Genomic DNA, 18,278 nt, shown 5'->3' with positions numbered 1-18,278 from the left:
ACACAACCCAAATTATTCCGTTTGCAAAGGACGTTTCACATGAAGCGCTTGTTCTGTTTGGCTGCGATTGCGGCCGCTATGTTGGGACACTCTGTTTCAGCCCAGGCCGCCGGCCTGGAGTTCGGCTTGGGTAGCACCAGCGATTCGACGCTGACCTACCGCCTGGGCCTGACCTCTGATTGGGACAAAAGCTGGATGCAGAGCAATGTCGGCCGACTGACCGGCTACTGGAGCGGCGCCTATACCTATTGGGAAGGGGATGACCGTGCGGGCGCCAGCAGCCTGTCGTTCTCGCCGGTGTTTGTGTATGAGTTTGCCGGCGAGTCGGTCAAGCCCTACATCGAAGCCGGTATCGGCGTGGCGTTGTTCTCTCGCACTCGGCTGGAAGACAACAACATCGGCCAGTCCTTCCAGTTCGAAGACCGCCTGGGTTTCGGCCTGCGGTTCAACGGCGGGCATGAAGTGGGCATTCGTGCCACGCACTATTCCAATGCCGGCATCAGCAGCAATAACGATGGGGTAGAGAGCTACTCGCTGCACTACACCATGCCGCTGTAATGCACTGTAGGAGCGAGCTTGCTCGCGAAGAACCTCAACGATAACGCAGCGAATCAGGTTTAACGCGGCGTTCTCAGGTTTTTCGCGAGCAAGCTCGCTCCTACAGAATCAGCGGTAGGCCGTGGTAATACCTTCGCGCTCTTCAAGGCATTCCGACGCCCCCATCTCGAACTCCCGGCAAATCAACGGCCGAAGCTCATAGATCGTGCACATCATCGTGTCGCGGTCCAGCGCTGCGCACCAGCCGTCGTCCAGGCGCAGCATCACCTCACCCCCCCAATCGTCGGTATCGATAAAGCGTTGTGGCACGCCGGTGTCGGTGATCAGCATGACTTCCAGCTGGCAGCAACAAGCCGCGCACGTCGAGCACGTGACGGGTTCGGTGATTTGAATGTGAGGGATGTTGGTCATAGGCGCGCAGTGTAAGGCAAGTGCGCTAGACGCGTATGAATGCTCTGACGGGCGTCAGTGTTCCAGCCTCTGCGCAACCCCGTGTAACAGCGGAAAGAGCATGGCCCATAACAGCGCCAGGCCGATCAGTGTTGGGGTGGTGCCGTACGCAAAACTCACGCCTGCCAATTGACTGCCGGCGTAATAAGACAACGGCCCGCCCACCGCGCCTAGCAGGCTGGCCAGCCACCATGGCCGTGCGCTCCAGGCCAGGCAATGGCGCAAGGTGGTGGCCAGCAAGGCCCATAACAGTATCAGCCACAGCGGAATCAGTGGCCCCGGCGTATTGAACTCAAACACGCCAAGCCCTCGCAGCGCCGTATCGACCAGTGTTCCCAGCACCGTCACGGCCAGAATCACTTGCCTCTCCCTGGCCCAGGAACTTATCCACAGCAGGTGCGCGCCCAGCGCCGCGATGCCGATCAGCAGCCAACGGCTATCGCCGCCGAGCACGCAGGCAAACCAGCCGCACTGAAACAGCACGGCATTGGCCAGGGATTTAAGCACTGAAACGCCCGAGCAGCGGCGGATTGATGGCCGCCGGTTTGGCCAGCAGCAACTGCGCGGTGCCGATGGTGCGCTCCATAAAGCCGCCTTCGCAGTAGCACAGGTAAAACTCCCACAGGCGCAGGAAGTATTCGTCATAACCGAGTTCCGCAAGACGGCCATGGGCGCGGCGAAAGTTTTCATGCCACAGGCGCAGGGTGCGGGCGTAGTGCAGGCCGAAGTCTTCCATGTGCAGCAGGTTCATGTCGGTGTCGCGGCTGACGATCTGCAGCATGTTTTGTACACAGGGCAGCGCGCCACCAGGGAAGATGTAGCGCTGGATAAAGTCGACGCTGCGTTTGGCCTGCTCAAAGCGTTGTTCACGAATAGTGATGGCTTGCAGCAGCATCAGGCCGTCGGGCTTGAGCAACTGGGCACATTGTTTGAAATAGGTGGGCAGGAAACGATGGCCCACCGCTTCAATCATTTCGATCGAAACCAGCTTGTCGTACTCACCGGTGAGGTCGCGGTAATCGCTCAGCAGCACGGTCACACGTTCTTGCAGGCCCGCCGCCTGGATACGCTGCGCGGTGTAGGCGAACTGCTCCTTGGACAGGGTCGTGGTGGTGACCCGGCAGCCGTAATGCTGCGCCGCATACAGCGCCATGCTGCCCCAGCCGGTACCGATTTCCAGCAGATGGTCGCTGGGCTTGAGCGCCAGTTTCTGGCAGATGCGCGCTAATTTGTTCAGTTGTGCCTGTTCCAGGGTGTCATCGGGGGTCAGGAACTGCGCCGCCGAGTACATCATCGTGGGGTCGAGAAATTCTTCGAACAGGTCGTTGCCCAGGTCGTAATGGGCGGCGATGTTTTTTTGCGAGCCTTTGCGTGTGTTGCGGTTGAGCCAGTGCAGGCCCTGAGTGAACGGCCGCGCCAGGCGTGCCAGGCCACCTTCCATGGCGTCGAGCACCTCCAGGTTGCTGACCATCACCCGCACGACGGCGGTGAGGTCGGGGCTGGTCCAGTAACCATGGATAAACGCTTCGCCAGCGCCGATCGAGCCATTGGCCGCCACCAGCCCCCATACCGCCGCGTCGAGAATCTGGATCTCGCCCAGCAGGTGCGCTTCCCGTGCGCCGAAGACTTGCCGCTCGCCATCCTCGATGATGACCAACTGGCCATGGCGCAATTGGCTGAGCTGGCGCAACACGCCTTTGCGCAATAGCGCAGCGGTCATGCCGTTGACGTTCAGGCGGTTAGCCTTGACCGATAAGCTAGGGGATTTCATGGTGGCGATCCTTGGTATACCCGACTGCGGTGCGAGAGGCGCCATCGGCGGCCTGGTGGGAAAAAATCGGAGTGCGTTTGAGCAGCAGGCGCAAGGCTTGCCAGTAGATCGCAAGGCCGGTCTTGGCGGTCATCCAGGGAAAGCGCCACAAATAGCGATGCAGGCTGGCGCGGCTCAGTGCCTGTTTTTCCAGGCTCAAGGTGGCGTCGAAGACTTTTTGCGTGCCCTGCCAATCGGCCATATGCACGCCGAGCCTGGCGGCGGGCGGGCTGAAACTCATGCGGTATTCCAGCTCGCGAGGCAAAAACGGCGACACATGGAAGGCCTTGGCCACGGCGAAATGCTGGTGCTCATCGGCGCCCAGTGCCTGGGCGGGCAGCACGTAGTGATAGCGCTCGCGCCATGGGGTGTTGGTCACTTCACACAGGATCGCGGCCAGTTGCCCGTCAGCCTCGAAGCAGTAGAAGAAACTCACCGGGTTAAAAGCCAGGCCCCAACTGCGGGCCTGGGTCAGCAGGCAGATAGCGCCCTGGGGCGTATGCCCTAGGGCCTTGCCGACTTCCTGGCGCACGGCATCGCTCAGGCTCATGCCGTGGCGTGTGAATTCACGCAGGTAATCCTGCTGGCGGAAACCGAAGGGCGCCAGGCGCCCCGTGCCGGCCAGCGGCGAGAGCCCCAGTACTTCGTCCTCTTCGCTGAGGTCCAGGTACAGCAGGCCGATGCGGTAGCGAAAGGCGTGGGCCTTGGGCGTAAACCGCCGATGGGCGATCCAGCCGCTGTAGAGGGCGCTGTTCACAGGGTTTCCCCAAACGCCTGGGCCACGCGCAGAGCGCTGACCACGCCGTCTTCGTGAAAGCCGTTGGCCCAGTAGGCCCCGCAGTAAAAGGTATTGCGCACGCCGTTCAATTCTTCCCAGCGTGCCTGTGCGGCGACTGCGCCCAGGCTGTATTGCGGATGGGCGTAGGTGTAGCGCGCCAGTATCTTCAGCGGGTTGATCATCGGCGTCTGGTTGAGGCTGACGCAAAAGGTAGTGGCGCTGTCGATGCCTTGCAGGATGTTCATGTCATAGGTGACGGCGGCCTGTTGTTGCACGTTGCCCGTCAGCCGATAGTTCCAGCTAGCCCAGGCCAGTTTGCGGTCGGGCAGCAGGCGTGTATCGGTGTGCAGCACCACGTCGTTGTCGGCGTAGGGCAGGGCACCGAGGATCTGCTGTTCGGCCTGGCTGGGGTCATCGAGCAAGGCCAGGGCCTGATCGCTGTGGCAGGCGAACACCACGCGGTCGAAGGTTTCGCTGCCGGACGGGCTGTGGATAACCACACCCTCGTCGCTGCGTTGCACCTTATGCACAGGGCTGTTGAGCCGTATCTGTTCGCGAAAGCTGCGGGTCAGCGGCTCGATATAACAGCTGGAGCCGCCCTCGATAACACACCATTGCGGGCGGTTGCTCACCGAGAGCAAGCCGTGGTTCTTGAAGAAGCGCACAAAAAACTGCAGCGGAAACTTGAGCATATCGGCCAGGGACATCGACCAGATGGCCGCACCCATCGGCACGATGTAATGCCGGATAAACCTGGGGCCATAACCGCCGGCGATGAGGTAATCGCCCAGGGTCATGTCGGCGCTGATGCGCTGCTCTTGCAAGTCCAGGGGCGCCTGGCGATTGAAGCGCAGGATATCGCGCAACATGCCCCAGAACCCCGGCGACAGAATATTGCGGCGCTGGGCAAACAGGCTGTTGAGGTTGTTGCCGTTGTACTCAAAGCCTGTGCTTTGGTCGTACACCGAAAAACTCATCTCGGTGGGTTTGAACCTGACCCCGATCTGCTCCAGCAGACGGATGAAGTTGGGGTAGGTCCAGTCGTTGAACACAATGAAGCCCGTGTCCACCGCATAGCTTTTGCCGTCGACCGTCACGTTGGCCGTGTGTGTATGCCCGCCAATGCAGTCATTGGCCTCGAACAGCGTAATGTCGTGGCGACGGCTGAGCAGGTAGGCGCTGGTCAGCCCGGCGATACCGCTGCCGATAATGGCGATCTTCACAGGTCGTCCTTCTTCGGTGGCGGGCTGCGCAGCATGCGTTTGCCGATGATCAGTTGCGCGCGGTTGGGCAGCTTCGACAGTGGCCACAAGGTGGCAATGAACAGGGCCGGAAAGGCGATTTCCAGCGGGCGTTTTTCCAGCTTGGCGAAGATGTGCTTCGCGGCTTTGTCCGCCGGCCAGCTCAGGGGCATCGGGAAATCATTGCGCTCGGTCAGCGGCGTGTCGACAAAGCCTGGGCTGATCACCGTGACATCGATGTTTTCCGGGGACAGGCCGATACGCAGGGATTCGAACAAGTAACGCAGGCCGGCCTTGGACGCCCCGTAGGCTTCGGCGCGAGGCATGGGCAGGTAGGTCACGGCACTGGCCACGCCCACCAGGTGCGGGGTGCGCCCTGCGCGCAACAGTGGCAGCGCGGCCTCGATGCAATAACTGCTGGCCAGCAGGTTGGTACGCACAACGTGCTCGATGATCGAGGCGTCAAATTGCCGGGCGTCGACGTATTCACAGGTGCCGGCGTTGAGGATCACCGTGTCCAGCGAACCCCAGACCTCGCTGATACGCTCGCCGATCTCGCGCACGGTCTGGCTGTTGGTCAGGTCGCCGGCCACCACCAGAACCTGGCCTGGATATCGAAGGGCGAGGGCATCCAGCGGGCCTTGGGTGCGGGAACTCAGGGCCACGTGGGCGCCGCTGGCGAGCAACTCCACGGCCAGCGCCGCACCGATACCACTGCTGGCGCCGGTCAGCCAATAACGACGGGGCGGTGTAAGGCTCATCCCATTCTCCTTTTCAGCCAACGAATAACGCGACCCAGTAGGGGGACATGTTCATAGAGCAGGGCGCCGGCATCGAAATAGTCGCGATGGCGGTAAACCTTGTCGTGCCACATCAAATGAGAACAGCCTGGCACCTCGATCACCTGGCCGCCGGCCAGGCGTGGGTGGCGAAAACGCATAGTCCAGCGCAGGTAGCCCTCGCCTTCGGCCACGGTATCGAAACCGTGGAAGTCAAAATGCAGCTCGCTGACGTTGCTGTACAAGTCGGCAAAGTAACGCCGCAACGTTGGCAGGCCCTGTACTTCATGCAGGGGGTCGGCAAAGGTGATGTCCTCGCTGTACAGGCGGCCGAGCAGGTGCAGGTTGTGCTTGTCCAGCGTGGCGAAGGTGTGGGCAAACTGGTGCAGGAAGTCACTCATGTTCGGCCATCTCCTGACGCGAAGGCAGCCGGCGAAATGCGGCCAAGGCGCGCTCGCGAGACTGTTTCAAATCGACGATGGCACGCGGGTAATCCGCCACGCCGAACAGGCCCCCAGCCGCTTCGGGGTTGTGCACTTGTTTTTTATTCAGCGCGGCCAGTTCCGGGAGCCAGCGTTTGATGAACACGCCGTCACCGTCGAATTTTTCCGATTGGCTCAGCGGGCTGAATATCCGGAAATACGGCGCCGAGTCGGTGCCGGTGGACGAACTCCATTGCCAGCCGCCGTTGTTGGCCGCCAGATCACCGTCGATCAGGTGGCGCATAAAGAAGCGCTCGCCTTCGCGCCAGTCGATCAGCAGGTTTTTGGTCAGGAACATCGCCACCACCATGCGCAGGCGATTGTGCATCCAGCCGGTTTCCAGCAATTGGCGCATGGCCGCGTCGATGATCGGCAAGCCGGTGCGCGCCTGTTGCCAGGCGGCCAGGTCTTCGGGTGCCTTGCGCCAAGCCAGCGCTTCGGTTTCCGGGCGAAACGCGCGGTGGCGGGAAACCCGTGGGTAGCCGACCAGGATGTGCTTGTAGAACTCGCGCCACAGCAGCTCGTTGATCCAGGTGATGGCGCCGATGTCGCCGCTTTCGAACTCGCCCTGGTTGGTTTGCAGCGCGGCGTGCAAGCACTGGCGCGGCGAAACCACTCCGGCGGCCAGGTAGGCAGAAAGCTGACTGGTGCCGGGCTTGGCCGGGAAGTCGCGTTCATCCTTGTAATAGCTGATCTGCTGATCGGCGAAGGCATCGAGGCGACGGCGCGCCTCGTCTTCGCCAGCGGGCCAGAGCGCACGCAAGGTTTCGCTGGGTGTCTGGAACCCTTCGACTGCCGTCGGCACAGGGTCGCTTTTCACGCCAGGCTCGGCCTGGGCCTTTGGCGTCGGCACCACGCGGGGCAGGGCGCTGTGCAGGCGGCTGTAGCAGACCTTGCGGAACTGGCTGAACACCTGGAAGTAGGTGCCGGTCTTGGTCAGCACACTACCCGGCTGGAAAAACAGTTGGTCCAGGTAGCTGTGGAAGGTCACGCCGTCAGCTTCCAGGGCCTGGGCCACGGCGCTGTCGCGGCGGCTCTCGTGAATGCCATATTCCTCGTTGACGTGTACCGACTCCACCGACAGCTCGCGGCACAGTTGGCTGAGTACCGTCGGCGCCTGGTCCCAGGTCGCGGCGTGGCGTATTAACAGCGGGATGTTGAGGTTGCCCAGTGCCTGGCTCAGGTGCTGCAAGTTGCGCAGCCAGAAATCGACTTTGCACGGCGCGTCATCATGCGCCTGCCATTGCTCGGGCGTGATCAGGTAAACAGCCGCGACGGGGCCGCGCTGGCACGCGGCCGCCAGGGCAGTGTTGTCGTGCAGGCGCAAGTCGGTGCGCAGCCAGATCAGATGCATTTAGACAATTCCACGCTGGATCAATAATTGATGGGCCGCCAACAGGTCCTCGGCCACGAACAACTCAGGGATGTCCTGGGTTAATACGCCCAACTCGGCGTGGTGGATGCACACCGTTGGTCCGGCAATCACGGTTGGGCAATGGATGCCCCCCAGCAGTTTGCTGAGTGCCGGCACTTGCAACGCCTTGCTCGAATACAGCAGCACCGCACGGGGTTGCAGGTGTTCCACCGCCAGGGCCAGTTCGCCGACCGGCAGTGGCCAATCGAATACTTCCACCGGGCAATCGGCACTGCTGGCCAGCCAGGCGCTGAGCCACAGGTGGGGTTCCAGGGGCAGGTCGGAATGATTGACCAGCAACAGGGGCGCGCCGTGGAGTTGACGATTGTTGTGATAGATCCGTGCGCCGAACTTGCTGCGCAACCAGGACAGGAAGAACACCCGCTCCATCTGCGCGCCGAACTGGCCCTGCCAGCGTTGTTCCAGCTCGTTGAGCAGCGGTAGCATCAATTGCTCGCACAACGTGCGTGGCGGGTAGAGCGCCATGGCCTGGTTGAACGCGTCATCGACCCGACGCTCGGCCAGTTCACTGATGGCACTCACCAAATGCTGGCGCAGGCTCTGCCACTCGTTTTCCATCGGCTCCGGGCTGCCTTGTGCGGAGTCGATCAGCCCTTTGACCTGGCTGACCGGCACGCCGCGATTGAGCCAGGTGAGGATGGCCTGGATGCGTTGCACATGTTCGGCGCTGAACAACCGATGCCCTTTGGGCGTGCGCTGGGGCACGATGAGGCCGTAGCGGCGCTCCCACGCGCGCAGCGTCACCGCATTCACGCCGGTCTGGCGCGCCACCTCGCGGATCGGCAGCCAGCCGTTTTCCAGGGCCAGGGCGAGGTCTTCGCCGGGTTCGTCGAGCAGGGCAGGTTTCATGGGTTAGATCGCATTACGCAGGCTGAGGTTTTCCGGGTGCGGTTGCAGGTACGCCTGCTGCGCGATGTAGCGGTCCGGGTGTTGGCGAAAGTGGTGTTTGAGCAGGGTCAGCGGCACTACCAGTGGCACGATGCCGTGGCGGTATTGGCCGATGACGGTCTGCATTTCCTGTTTGTCATCGGCACTGATGGCTTGCTTGAGATAGCCACTGATGTGTTGCAGCACATTGGTATGGGTACCGCGAGTCGCGCATTTTTTCAGGCCCGCCATCAGTTCGCTGAAATAGCCGTCGGCCAAAGCTTGCAAGTCAATGCCCTTGCCCATGCTGCCGAGCAAATGGCCCAGGCTTTTGTAATGCGCCGGGCTGTGGGCCATCAGCAGGTACTTGTAGCGCGAGTGAAACGTCAGCAAGCGGTGACGGGTAAGGCCGTCGGCCAACAGTTGCTGCCAACTGGCGTACACGAATACGCGGGTGAGGAAGTTTTCCCGCAGCACCGGGTCGTTCAGGCGACCGTCTTCCTCCACCGGCAGGTTGGGGTGTCGAGCACAAAACGCCTGGGCGTAAATGCCGCGCCCGCCACCGTCGACGGGCGTGCCGTTGTCGCGGTACACCTTGACCCGCTCCAGGCCGCAGGACGGTGACTTTTGCATGAAGATGTAGCCGCACAGGTCGGTATGTTCCCGGGCCATTTGCTGGCCGTAATCGTCCAGTGGCTGAGTGACATTGAGCGCAGGGTTTACGCTGCCCACGGCCTGCGGTTGGTTGGGGTCCCCGACCAGGCGGATCGCTTGCCGAGGAATGCCCAGGCCGATGGCAACTTCAGGGCACAACGGGACGAAATCGAAATAGTCACTGAGGGTCTGGCTGCATAACAGGGACTGTTTATGACCGCCATTGAAGCGCACGTTCTCACCCAGAAGGCAGGCGCTGATGGCGATCTTCGGTTTCACACGGCTGGACATAAGCAAACCTCTGCAAGAATCCTGTACAAGCTACAAATCTTGTACAACTAAATCTCATCATAGGCTCGATGTTGTACAAGTCAAATAATTTGTACAGGTTTGTGCCGCCGCGTTATTTCCAGCCGATTTTCCAGTCTTCAGCGTTTTTCAGGGTTTGCCAGGGCAGGCGTTCGGCGCGCCGGGTGAGGATGGCCTGCAGTTCGATGTCCAGCACCGTGCCCTCGTCGTCACGGAACAATTCGGTGACCAGGAAGTGTTTTTCCTTGTGGCGGGGATGAGCTGCCGTCCATTTTGACAGCAGCAGTTTGGCGGGGTTGATGCGGTTCATTGCAGGTGCTCAATCAAACGTCGCGCCGCTTCCTGGCCACTGAGCCAGGCACCCTCCACCCGGCCGGAGAGGCACCAGTCGCCGCAGACGAACAAGCCCAGGTCGGCGTCGGCCAGCACCCCGAACTCATGGCTGCTGGATGGACGTGCGTAGAGCCAGCGATGCGCCAGGCTGAATGACGGCGCAGGCATGGCGCTGTGCAGCAATTCGGCAAAGGCGCCGTGCAGGTGTTCGATCACCGCTTCCTTGGGCAGGTCCAGGTGGGCCTTGCTCCAGGCGCTGGTGGCGTGCAGCACCCAGGTGTCGAGGGTGGTATCGCGCCCGGGCTTGCTGCGGTTGCGCGCCAGCCAGTCGAGGGGGCTGTCTTGCACGAAGCAGCCCTCCATCGGCGTATCCAGGGGCTTGTCGAACGCCAGGGCGATGGCCCAGGTCGGGTCCATTTTCACTCCGGCGGCGGCGCTCGCCAGCTTGGGCGCGGCGGCCAGCAGGGCGGTGGCTTGGGGCGCCGGCGTGGCAATGATCACGTGACTGAAAGGGCCGTGATTGCCGCCGTCCGCGTCGAGCAGGTTCCAGTGCTGTGTGCCCTGGAACACCTCGGTGATGCGGCAACCAAACTCCACCGGCAAGTCGTCGAGCAGGGCGCGGGTGATGGCGCTCATGCGCGGCGTGCCCACCCAGCGGATCTGCTCATCAGGGGAAGGCGTCAGTTGCCCGGACTTGAAGTTATACAGCTGGGGCTTCCACTGCTCGGCCCAGCCGTTGCTTTGCCAGCGCTGCACTTCGTTGACGAAGCGTCGGTCGCGAGCGGTGAAGTATTGCGCGCCCATATCCAGCGCGCCGGCGTCGCTGCGCTTGCTGGACATGCGGCCACCGCTGCCGCGGCTTTTATCGAAGAGTTGCACTGCATGCCCAGCGTCTTGTAACGCTCTGGCGGCGGAGAGACCGGCGATGCCGGTACCAATGATCGCGATGGGAACAGTCATGGGAGGCCTCGTTTTACCGTTGGGTACAGACTACGCCGACACCAATAGCTGTACAATATTGTTTTTTGGTATAAGTTTTGGCGTGCCTGATTGTGTGGCGTGACCTATGGTTAAGCTAAGGCTTGAACCCCCGTCACGCTCAATTATCAAATTGATCCCTGCTTATAAAATAGACCAGTGAGCGGCGGCGAACGTTACATGAGGAGAGTCCCATGCATATTTTGCTGACCGGCGGTACCGGCTTGATCGGGCGTCAACTCTGCAAGCACTGGCTCGCGCAAGGCCATCACCTGACGGTGTGGAGCCGGCAACCGGAAACGGTCGCCCGGGTGTGCGGTGCGCAGGTGCTCGGAGTGGCTCGCCTACAAGAGGTGATTGGCACGGTGGACGCGGTGGTCAACCTGGCAGGCGCGCCTATCGCCGACCGGCCTTGGACCCACAAGCGCAAGGCATTGCTGTGGAACAGTCGCATTCACCTCACCGAAACCTTGCTGGCCTGGATGGAAAGCCTGGAGCAAAAACCGGCGGTGCTGATCTCCGGTTCTGCGGTGGGTTGGTACGGCGACGGCGGCGAGCGCGAACTGACCGAAGCCAGCGGCCCGGTGCTGGACGATTTCCCCAGCCAGTTGTGTATCGCCTGGGAGGAAACCGCCCAGCGTGCCGAAGCCTTGGGCATTCGCGTGGTGCTGGTGCGTACGGGGTTGGTGCTGTCTGCCGAGGGCGGCTTTTTGTCGCGCCTGCTGCTGCCTTTCAAACTGGCGCTGGGTGGGCCGATTGGCAATGGACGGCAGTGGATGCCCTGGGTGCATATCAAGGATCAAATCGCCCTGATTGATTTTCTTCTGCACAAGCAAGACGCCAACGGTCCTTATAATGCCTGCGCGCCACACCCGGTGCGCAACCGCGAATTCGCCAAGACCCTGGGCCAGGTGCTGCACCGCCCGGCGTTCATGCCGATGCCGGCATTTGCGTTGAAGGTTGGCCTGGGTGAGTTGTCCGGCTTGTTGCTGGGCGGGCAAAAGGCTTTGCCTGAACGGCTGCAGGCCGCAGGTTTCACTTTCCAGTTCACTGAGTTGCGTGCGGCTCTGGACGACTTGTCCAGCCGCCTCTAAAGATAGGATGTTGCATGACCGATCACGCGTTGTTACTGGTCAACCTAGGTTCGCCAAAGTCCACTTCGGTGGCCGATGTGCGCAGCTACCTCAATCAGTTCCTGATGGACCCTTATGTGATCGACTTGCCGTGGCCGGTGCGGCGCTTGCTGGTATCGCTGATCCTGATCAAGCGCCCCGAGCAATCGGCCCATGCCTATGCGTCGATCTGGTGGGATGAGGGTTCGCCGTTGGTGGTGCTGAGCCGCCGCCTGCAGCAGCAGATGACCGCGCAGTGGACCCAGGGCCCGGTGGAATTGGCGATGCGTTACGGCGAGCCGTCCCTGGAAACGGTCCTGACGCGCCTGGCCGCCCAGGGTATTCAAAAAATCACACTGGCGCCGTTGTACCCGCAGTTTGCCGACAGCACCGTCACCACGGTGATAGAGGAAGCCAAGCGAGTGGTGCGCGACAAGCAACTGAATGTGCAGTTTTCGATCCTGCAACCGTTCTACGATCAGCCTGAGTACCTCGATGCGCTGGCGGCGAGTGTGCGCTCTTATGTGGAGCAGGATTACGATCACTTGCTGCTAAGTTTCCATGGCTTGCCTGAGCGTCATCTGACCAAGCTCGACCCCACGGGCCAGCACTGCTTCAAGGATGCGGACTGCTGCAAGAACGCATCCCCTGAAGTGCTTGCCACCTGTTACCGCGCGCAGTGCTTCAGCGTGGCGCGGGATGTGGCCGAGCGGCTGGGTTTGCCGGAGGGCAAATGGTCGGTGGCGTTCCAGTCCCGCCTGGGCCGGGCCAAGTGGATCGAACCCTACACCGAGGCACGCCTTGAGGCATTGGCCCAGCAAGGCGTGAAGAAGTTGCTGGTGATGTGCCCGGCGTTCGTCGCCGACTGTATTGAAACGTTGGAGGAAATTGGCGATCGCGGTCGCGAGCAATTTCGTGAAGCGGGGGGTGAGGAGTTGGTGTTGGTGCCTTGCCTGAATGACGAGCCGCAGTGGGCGGCGGCCCTTAATACCCTGTGCGAACGAGCGCCGACGACGCTGTAACCCGGGCCGGATTAAGATCAAAATGTGGGAGGGGGCAAGCCCCCTCCCACATTTAGTCCTATGTTTGTCAGAGGTTGAGGGTCAGGCTAACCGTGAAGTTGCGCGGCTCACCCGGGTTGACCCAATAGTTGCTGTAGGACCGCTCGTAGTACTTTTCATTGAACAGGTTGTTGAGGTTCAGCCCCACCGTCACATTCTGCGTAGCCTTGTAATGGGCCAGCAAATCCACGGTGTGGTAGGCGGGCAGTTCGAAACCCGTGCCGGCTTCGCCTGAGCGGTCACCTACATAGGTGAACGCTGCGCCCAGGTCTGAGCCACGCAACGCGCCGTCCTGGAATTCGTACACGCCCAACACACTGCCGCTGCGCTTGGCCACGCCCAGAATGCGGCTGCCCGTAGGAATGGTTTTGTCGCCCTTGGTCACTTCGGCGTCGATGTAGGCCAAGGCGCCGATCACGCGGACTGCGTCGGTCACTTGCCCGGTTACTTGCAGGTCGAACCCCTGGCTGCGGGCCTTGCCCATTGCGCGGTTGAGGTTGGTCGCCGGGTCCAGGGTCAGCACGTTTTCCTTTTCGATATGAAAGGCCGCCAGGGTAGCGCTGAGGCGGTCATCAAACAGCTCGCTCTTGACCCCCACCTCATAACCCACGCCTTCTTCGGGCTTGAAGGACTTGCCACCGGCATCCAGGCCGCTATTGGGCTTGAACGACGTGGAGGCGTTGGCAAACACGCCGACTTCTGGCGTGAGCTGGTAGAGCAGGCCGGCGCGCTGAGTGAAGGCGTCGTGGGTTTGGCGGCCCTTGGCGTGGTTGCGGGTGAAGTCGTCGGTGCTTTGTTTGAAGTGTTCGAAGCGCGCACCGATCATGCCGCGCAGGCGGTCGGTGAAGATGATCTGGTCTTGCAGGTTCAGTGCGTGGCTTTTGGTCTGTTCGAAGAAGTCGGTGCCGGAGCGTTTGCCGTTGGGTTTGAGCTGGCCGTACACCGGCTTGTAGATGTCGATGGGATAGTCGCCAGCGATCGCCGTCACACGCTCTTTCTTACGGTAATCCTCGTATTCGGTACCGATCAACAGTTCATGTTGCCAACTGCCTATATCGAACACCCCGCGCAGTTCCAGCTGGGTGATGCTGTCATGCCAACCGGTGGAGCGTTCACGGTAGCGGCGATTGACGCTGTGGCCGTCTGCGTTCAACGCTCGGCTTTCCGAAGCATCGCCCCACAGGCTGCCTTGCTTGTAATGGCTGGCCAGGCGCAGTTTCCAGGCGTCGTTGAGGTGGTGTTCCAACGCCGCCTGAATGCGGTTGTTGTGGTTGCGGATATTGCCGTCGTTGGGCTCGCCGAGGAAGGTGGAATGGGACATGCCGGTATTGGCGACGATGCCTCGGTCGAAGGTGGAACTGTGGCGCACGAACTCACTTTCCACCAGCAGGGTGGTGTCCGGGTCCAGTTGCCAGCTGAAGGAGGGCGCAACAAACACACGCTTGGCGTCGACGTGATCGCGAAAGCTGTGGTTGTCTTCAACGGCCAGGTTCACTCGCGTCAGCACGCGCCCCTCGCTGTCCAGCGGCGTATTCACATCCAGCGCCGTGCGGTAGCGGTCCCAACTGCCGGCGCTGGTTTGCAGCGTGGTGAAGGCCTCGGGCTGGGGTTTCTTGGTGACGATATTTACCGTGCCGCCGGGATCGCCACGCCCATACAGGCTGGCGGCGGGGCCCTTGAGCACTTCAATGCGCTCGATATTCGCCGCGTCCGGGGTACTGGGGTAACCACGGTTGGCGCTGAAACCATCCTGGTAGAACTCGGACGTGGTGAAGCCGCGCACACTGTATTCGTAGAGAGTCAGGCCGCCGAAGTTGTTTTGCTTGGATACGCCGCCGGCGAATTCCAGGGCGCGCTCCACGCTGGTACTGCCCAGGTCTTTGAGTACCGTGGCCGGAATCACGCTGATCGATTGCGGGATGTCGCGCAAGGCCGTGTCGGTCTTGGTCGCACTGGCGGAGCGGGTGGCGCGGTAGCCGTCGACCGGGCCGGTGGCGGATTCATAGGCGTCGGAAGTGACGCTGATGGTGTCCAGTTCCAGGGTGTTTTCTTCGGCGTAGGCAGGGTCGAGCAGCAAACCCAGGGCCAGGCCGGCCAAGGGCACAAACTTTCGAGACGGCATGATAGAGCGTTCCAATAGCAATATTGAAACAATATAACATGCCTAATGAGAATGAATCGCTAAGAAATGTAGCCTTACCAGCGCCCGCGAACGGGCGCTAGGATCGCGACGGTTATTGCTCTTCTTTGACTGGCGCGGTCGCCGGTGGTGGGCGCAGGCCGATTTCCGCCGACAGTTTGATCTCCTTGCCGTTGCGCATCACCAGGATCGCCACCTTGTCGGTCGGCTTGATCCGCGCCACCTGGTTCATCGACTTGCGGCCATCACCCGCCGGGGCGCCGTCGATGCTGAGGATCACATCGCCCAGTTGCAGGCCGGCTTTCTGCGCCGGGCCGTCGCGGAAGATCCCCGCTACCACGATGCCTGGACGCCCGGTCAGGCCAAATGACTCGGCCAGTTCCTTGGTCAAGGGCTGTACTTCAATGCCCAGCCAGCCGCGAATCACCTGGCCGTGCTCGATGATCGACTTCATCACTTCCATCGCCAGCTTCACCGGGATCGCAAACCCAATGCCCTGTGAACCGCCGGACTTGGAGAAAATCGCGGTGTTGATGCCAGTCAGGTTGCCATTGGCGTCCACCAGCGCACCGCCGGAGTTGCCGGGGTTGATCGCCGCGTCGGTCTGGATGAAATCTTCGTAGCTGTTAAGGCCCAACTGGTTACGCCCGGTGGCGCTGATGATGCCCATGGTCACCGTTTGCCCCACCCCGAACGGGTTGCCGATGGCCAGGGCCACATCGCCCACGCGCAAACCGTCGGAGCGGCCGAGGGTGATGGCCGGCAGGTTCTTCAGATCAATTTTGAGTACCGCAAGATCAGTTTCCGGGTCGCTGCCCACCACGCGGGCCAGGGTTTCGCGGCCGTCACGCAGGGCCACCACGATCTGGTCGGCGCCCGTGGTCACATGGTTGTTGGTGAGGATGTAGCCCTCGGGGCTCATGATCACGCCGGAGCCGAGGCTGGATTCCATGCGGCGCTGCTTGGGGCCGTTGTCACCGAAGTAGCGGCGAAATTGCGGGTCTTCAAACAACGGATGCGCGGGCTTGTTGATGACCTTGGTGGTGTACAGGTTGACCACCGCCGGAGCGGCGATGACCACGGCATCGGCATAGGTCACCGGCCCTTGCACCACTGTGTTGGTCTGCGGCGCCTGTTGCAGGTTCACATCCAGTGTGGGCAGGCCCACCCACTGGGGATAACGCTGGATAATCAGCATCGCGATCAGCACGCCAGCCAACAATGGCCATCCAAAAAAACGCAGTGCCTTGAGCATCAAGTAAGTCCTGACAGGTTGCAGGGGGCGGGAGAGCGCCCATAATGTCGCGCATTATACGAGGCTGTGACGCCTGCGAACGGGATATTTAGGAGTCTTTTATGGCCGTGCCCCTTACTACCCTCGTCGAGGAAGCCGACCGCTACCTCGGCAGCGCCAAAATTGCCGATTACTGCCCCAATGGCCTGCAGGTCGAGGGCCGGCCCCAAGTGATGCGCATCGTCAGCGGCGTGACCGCCAGCCAAGCCCTGCTGGACGCCGCCGTCGAAGCCAAGGCCGACCTGGTGCTGGTGCACCACGGTTACTTCTGGAAGGGCGAAAACCCGTGCATCACCGGCATGAAGCAGCGCCGTCTCAAAACCCTGCTCAAGCATGACATCAGCCTGCTGGCCTACCACTTGCCCCTGGACCTGCACGCCGATGTCGGCAACAACGTGCAACTGGCTCGCCACCTGGACATCACCGTCGAAGGCCCGCTGGACCCCGGCAACCCCAAAGTCGTCGGCCTGGTCGGCTCCCTTGCCGAGCCCTTGTCACCTCGTGACTTCGCCCGTCGCGTGCAGGACGTGATGGGTCGCGAACCGCTGCTGATCGAAGGCAGCGAGATGATTCGCCGCGTCGGCTGGTGTACCGGTGGCGGCCAGGGCTACATAGACCAGGCGATCGCCGCGGGTGTCGATTTGTACCTGAGCGGTGAAGCGTCTGAACAGACCTTCCACAGCGCCCGGGAAAACGACATCAGCTTCATCGCCGCCGGCCATCACGCCACCGAACGCTACGGCGTGCAGGCCTTGGGCGACTACCTGGCGCGGCGCTTTGCCCTGGAGCATCTGTTCATCGACTGCCCCAATCCGATCTAAAGCACAGCATTGAACACTGTGGGAGCTGGCTTGCCTGCGATGGCATCACCTCGGTCAGCCTGAATGAGCGCGGCGCCTGTATCGCTAGCAAGCCAGCCCTCCCATTGACCGAATTGAGCGCCAAACTCGGCGGCATATTCATATATCGTTTCGGTCTAGCTGGCGCCCTAAATAGAAGAAGTTGCTGTGCTAGCATGCCTCGCTCGAACACGGCCCGCTGGCCGTCCATAAGATCGTTTTTCCGTGAGTAACCATGGTCGACAAACTGACGCATCTGAAACAGCTGGAGGCGGAAAGCATCCACATCATCCGCGAGGTCGCCGCCGAGTTCGATAACCCGGTGATGCTCTACTCGATCGGTAAAGACTCCGCCGTGATGCTGCACCTGGCACGCAAGGCCTTCTTCCCGGGCAAACTGCCATTTCCGGTGATGCACGTCGACACTCGCTGGAAATTCCAGGAGATGTACAAGTTCCGCGACAAGATGGTCGAGGAGCTGGGCCTGGACCTGATCACCCACATCAACCCCGATGGCGTGGCGCAGAACATCAACCCGTTCACCCACGGCAGTGCCAAGCACACCGATATCATGAAGACCGAGGGCCTCAAGCAGGCGCTGGACAAGCATGGTTTCGACGCAGCATTTGGCGGCGCCCGTCGCGATGAAGAGAAATCCCGTGCCAAAGAGCGCGTGTATTCGTTCCGCGACAGCAAGCACCGTTGGGACCCGAAGAACCAACGCCCGGAGCTGTGGAACGTCTACAACGGCAACGTCAACAAGGGCGAGTCGATCCGCGTGTTCCCGCTGTCCAACTGGACGGAGCTGGACATCTGGCAGTACATCTACCTGGAAGGCATCCCGATCGTGCCGCTGTACTTCGCCGCCGAACGCGACGTGATCGAGAAGAACGGCACGTTGATCATGATCGACGACGACCGCATCCTTGAGCACCTGTCCGACGAAGACAAAGCCCGCATCGTCAAAAAGAAAGTACGTTTCCGCACCCTTGGCTGCTACCCGTTGACGGGCGCGGTGGAGTCCGAAGCCGAGACGCTGACGGACATCATTCAGGAAATGCTCCTGACGCGAACTTCCGAACGCCAGGGCCGTGTCATCGACCACGATGGTGCAGGCTCGATGGAAGATAAAAAACGTCAAGGCTATTTCTAAGGGGC

At 61.3% G+C, this 18,278-nt stretch carries 19 protein-coding genes; 5 read left to right on the top strand and 14 right to left on the bottom strand.

The window, feature by feature from the left end:
* Positions 1-39: 39 nt before the first annotated feature.
* Positions 40-558: an acyloxyacyl hydrolase gene (locus tag JJD66_RS04470; protein ID WP_014716838.1), complete on the top strand. Its 519-nt coding sequence runs from the start codon at positions 40-42 to the stop codon at positions 556-558.
* A gap of 108 nt (positions 559-666) precedes the next feature.
* Here the strand turns inward: JJD66_RS04470 and JJD66_RS04465 are convergent, their stop codons facing one another.
* The 12 genes from JJD66_RS04465 to JJD66_RS04410 all read right to left on the bottom strand — a co-directional run bounded on the left by JJD66_RS04465 (position 667) and on the right by JJD66_RS04410 (position 10,656).
* Positions 667-969, bottom strand: a complete 303-nt coding sequence (locus JJD66_RS04465; protein ID WP_200647646.1) for a YkgJ family cysteine cluster protein — start codon at positions 967-969, stop codon at positions 667-669.
* Between the two features lie 54 nt (positions 970-1,023).
* Positions 1,024-1,515: a DUF2878 domain-containing protein gene (locus tag JJD66_RS04460; RefSeq protein ID WP_200647645.1), complete on the bottom strand. Its 492-nt coding sequence runs from the start codon at positions 1,513-1,515 to the stop codon at positions 1,024-1,026.
* Positions 1,508-2,779: an SAM-dependent methyltransferase gene (locus JJD66_RS04455; RefSeq protein ID WP_198715291.1), complete on the bottom strand. Its 1,272-nt coding sequence runs from the start codon at positions 2,777-2,779 to the stop codon at positions 1,508-1,510. Before JJD66_RS04455 ends, JJD66_RS04460 begins: the two co-directional genes overlap by 8 nt.
* The gene (locus tag JJD66_RS04450) at positions 2,766-3,575 is read right to left on the bottom strand and encodes a DUF1365 domain-containing protein (RefSeq protein ID WP_200647644.1); all 810 of its coding nucleotides are present in this window, start codon (positions 3,573-3,575) and stop codon (positions 2,766-2,768) included. Before JJD66_RS04450 ends, JJD66_RS04455 begins: the two co-directional genes overlap by 14 nt.
* The gene (locus JJD66_RS04445) at positions 3,572-4,819 is read right to left on the bottom strand and encodes an NAD(P)/FAD-dependent oxidoreductase (protein WP_105225673.1); all 1,248 of its coding nucleotides are present in this window, start codon (positions 4,817-4,819) and stop codon (positions 3,572-3,574) included. Before JJD66_RS04445 ends, JJD66_RS04450 begins: the two co-directional genes overlap by 4 nt.
* Complete coding sequence (locus JJD66_RS04440; protein WP_105225674.1) at positions 4,816-5,598, bottom strand: SDR family NAD(P)-dependent oxidoreductase; 783 nt, start codon at positions 5,596-5,598, stop codon at positions 4,816-4,818. Before JJD66_RS04440 ends, JJD66_RS04445 begins: the two co-directional genes overlap by 4 nt.
* Positions 5,595-6,017, bottom strand: coding sequence for a nuclear transport factor 2 family protein (locus JJD66_RS04435; protein ID WP_198715293.1), 423 nt, complete (start codon positions 6,015-6,017; stop codon positions 5,595-5,597). Before JJD66_RS04435 ends, JJD66_RS04440 begins: the two co-directional genes overlap by 4 nt.
* Positions 6,010-7,452 (bottom strand): deoxyribodipyrimidine photo-lyase, encoded by a 1,443-nt coding sequence (gene phrB / locus JJD66_RS04430; protein ID WP_200647643.1) that lies wholly within the window; start codon positions 7,450-7,452, stop codon positions 6,010-6,012. Before phrB ends, JJD66_RS04435 begins: the two co-directional genes overlap by 8 nt.
* A complete protein-coding gene (locus tag JJD66_RS04425) occupies positions 7,453-8,382 on the bottom strand; it encodes a MerR family transcriptional regulator (RefSeq protein ID WP_200647642.1) in 930 nt (309 codons plus the stop codon). It lies immediately after the preceding gene.
* Between the two features lie 3 nt (positions 8,383-8,385).
* Positions 8,386-9,345 carry a YbgA family protein gene (locus tag JJD66_RS04420; RefSeq protein WP_034128069.1) on the bottom strand — a complete coding sequence of 320 codons (960 nt, stop codon included), beginning with the start codon at positions 9,343-9,345 and terminating at the stop codon, positions 8,386-8,388.
* Positions 9,346-9,457: 112 nt separating this feature from the next.
* Positions 9,458-9,673, bottom strand: coding sequence for a TIGR02450 family Trp-rich protein (locus JJD66_RS04415; protein WP_014716848.1), 216 nt, complete (start codon positions 9,671-9,673; stop codon positions 9,458-9,460).
* Positions 9,670-10,656, bottom strand: coding sequence for an NAD(P)/FAD-dependent oxidoreductase (locus tag JJD66_RS04410; RefSeq protein ID WP_014716849.1), 987 nt, complete (start codon positions 10,654-10,656; stop codon positions 9,670-9,672). The genes JJD66_RS04415 and JJD66_RS04410 overlap by 4 nt, the downstream gene beginning before the upstream one ends.
* 212 nt (positions 10,657-10,868) lie before the next feature.
* Here JJD66_RS04410 and JJD66_RS04405 point away from each other — a divergent pair, with 212 nt between their 5' ends.
* The gene (locus tag JJD66_RS04405; RefSeq protein ID WP_200647641.1) at positions 10,869-11,768 is read left to right on the top strand and encodes a TIGR01777 family oxidoreductase; all 900 of its coding nucleotides are present in this window, start codon (positions 10,869-10,871) and stop codon (positions 11,766-11,768) included.
* A 14-nt stretch (positions 11,769-11,782) separates the two neighbouring features.
* Positions 11,783-12,808, top strand: a complete 1,026-nt coding sequence (hemH, locus tag JJD66_RS04400; protein ID WP_057977384.1) for a ferrochelatase — start codon at positions 11,783-11,785, stop codon at positions 12,806-12,808.
* Between the two features lie 67 nt (positions 12,809-12,875).
* Here the strand turns inward: hemH and JJD66_RS04395 are convergent, their stop codons facing one another.
* Together JJD66_RS04395 and algW are read right to left on the bottom strand one after the other, a co-directional pair.
* Positions 12,876-14,969, bottom strand: coding sequence for a TonB-dependent siderophore receptor (locus JJD66_RS04395; protein ID WP_200647640.1), 2,094 nt, complete (start codon positions 14,967-14,969; stop codon positions 12,876-12,878).
* A gap of 112 nt (positions 14,970-15,081) precedes the next feature.
* Positions 15,082-16,242 carry a Do family serine endopeptidase AlgW gene (gene algW / locus JJD66_RS04390; protein WP_003188388.1) on the bottom strand — a complete coding sequence of 387 codons (1,161 nt, stop codon included), beginning with the start codon at positions 16,240-16,242 and terminating at the stop codon, positions 15,082-15,084.
* Between the two features lie 101 nt (positions 16,243-16,343).
* Between algW and JJD66_RS04385 the strand changes: the two genes are divergently transcribed.
* The gene (locus tag JJD66_RS04385; protein WP_003188389.1) at positions 16,344-17,102 is read left to right on the top strand and encodes a Nif3-like dinuclear metal center hexameric protein; all 759 of its coding nucleotides are present in this window, start codon (positions 16,344-16,346) and stop codon (positions 17,100-17,102) included.
* 253 nt (positions 17,103-17,355) lie between these two features.
* A complete protein-coding gene (cysD, locus tag JJD66_RS04380; RefSeq protein WP_003171640.1) occupies positions 17,356-18,273 on the top strand; it encodes a sulfate adenylyltransferase subunit CysD in 918 nt (305 codons plus the stop codon).
* Positions 18,274-18,278 lie beyond the last annotated feature (5 nt).

This window comes from Pseudomonas sp. MF6751 (assembly GCF_016613265.1).
Lineage (GTDB): Bacteria > Pseudomonadota > Gammaproteobacteria > Pseudomonadales > Pseudomonadaceae > Aquipseudomonas > Aquipseudomonas fluorescens_BV.
Note: the sequence above shows the minus strand (reverse complement) of the source record. Positions and strands in the feature narration are given on the sequence as shown.

Coding starts and splice junctions, on each gene's coding strand:
- JJD66_RS04470 (WP_014716838.1), top strand. CDS start 40: ATGAAGCGCTTGTTCTGTTTGGCTGCGATTGCGGCCGCTATGTTGGGA.
- JJD66_RS04465 (WP_200647646.1), bottom strand. CDS start 969: ATGACCAACATCCCTCACATTCAAATCACCGAACCCGTCACGTGCTCG.
- JJD66_RS04455 (WP_198715291.1), bottom strand. CDS start 2,779: ATGAAATCCCCTAGCTTATCGGTCAAGGCTAACCGCCTGAACGTCAAC.
- JJD66_RS04440 (WP_105225674.1), bottom strand. CDS start 5,598: ATGAGCCTTACACCGCCCCGTCGTTATTGGCTGACCGGCGCCAGCAGT.
- JJD66_RS04435 (WP_198715293.1), bottom strand. CDS start 6,017: ATGAGTGACTTCCTGCACCAGTTTGCCCACACCTTCGCCACGCTGGAC.
- phrB (WP_200647643.1), bottom strand. CDS start 7,452: ATGCATCTGATCTGGCTGCGCACCGACTTGCGCCTGCACGACAACACT.
- JJD66_RS04425 (WP_200647642.1), bottom strand. CDS start 8,382: ATGAAACCTGCCCTGCTCGACGAACCCGGCGAAGACCTCGCCCTGGCC.
- JJD66_RS04420 (WP_034128069.1), bottom strand. CDS start 9,345: ATGTCCAGCCGTGTGAAACCGAAGATCGCCATCAGCGCCTGCCTTCTG.
- JJD66_RS04415 (WP_014716848.1), bottom strand. CDS start 9,673: ATGAACCGCATCAACCCCGCCAAACTGCTGCTGTCAAAATGGACGGCA.
- JJD66_RS04410 (WP_014716849.1), bottom strand. CDS start 10,656: ATGACTGTTCCCATCGCGATCATTGGTACCGGCATCGCCGGTCTCTCC.
- JJD66_RS04405 (WP_200647641.1), top strand. CDS start 10,869: ATGCATATTTTGCTGACCGGCGGTACCGGCTTGATCGGGCGTCAACTC.
- hemH (WP_057977384.1), top strand. CDS start 11,783: ATGACCGATCACGCGTTGTTACTGGTCAACCTAGGTTCGCCAAAGTCC.
- JJD66_RS04395 (WP_200647640.1), bottom strand. CDS start 14,969: ATGCCGTCTCGAAAGTTTGTGCCCTTGGCCGGCCTGGCCCTGGGTTTG.
- algW (WP_003188388.1), bottom strand. CDS start 16,242: ATGCTCAAGGCACTGCGTTTTTTTGGATGGCCATTGTTGGCTGGCGTG.
- JJD66_RS04385 (WP_003188389.1), top strand. CDS start 16,344: ATGGCCGTGCCCCTTACTACCCTCGTCGAGGAAGCCGACCGCTACCTC.
- cysD (WP_003171640.1), top strand. CDS start 17,356: ATGGTCGACAAACTGACGCATCTGAAACAGCTGGAGGCGGAAAGCATC.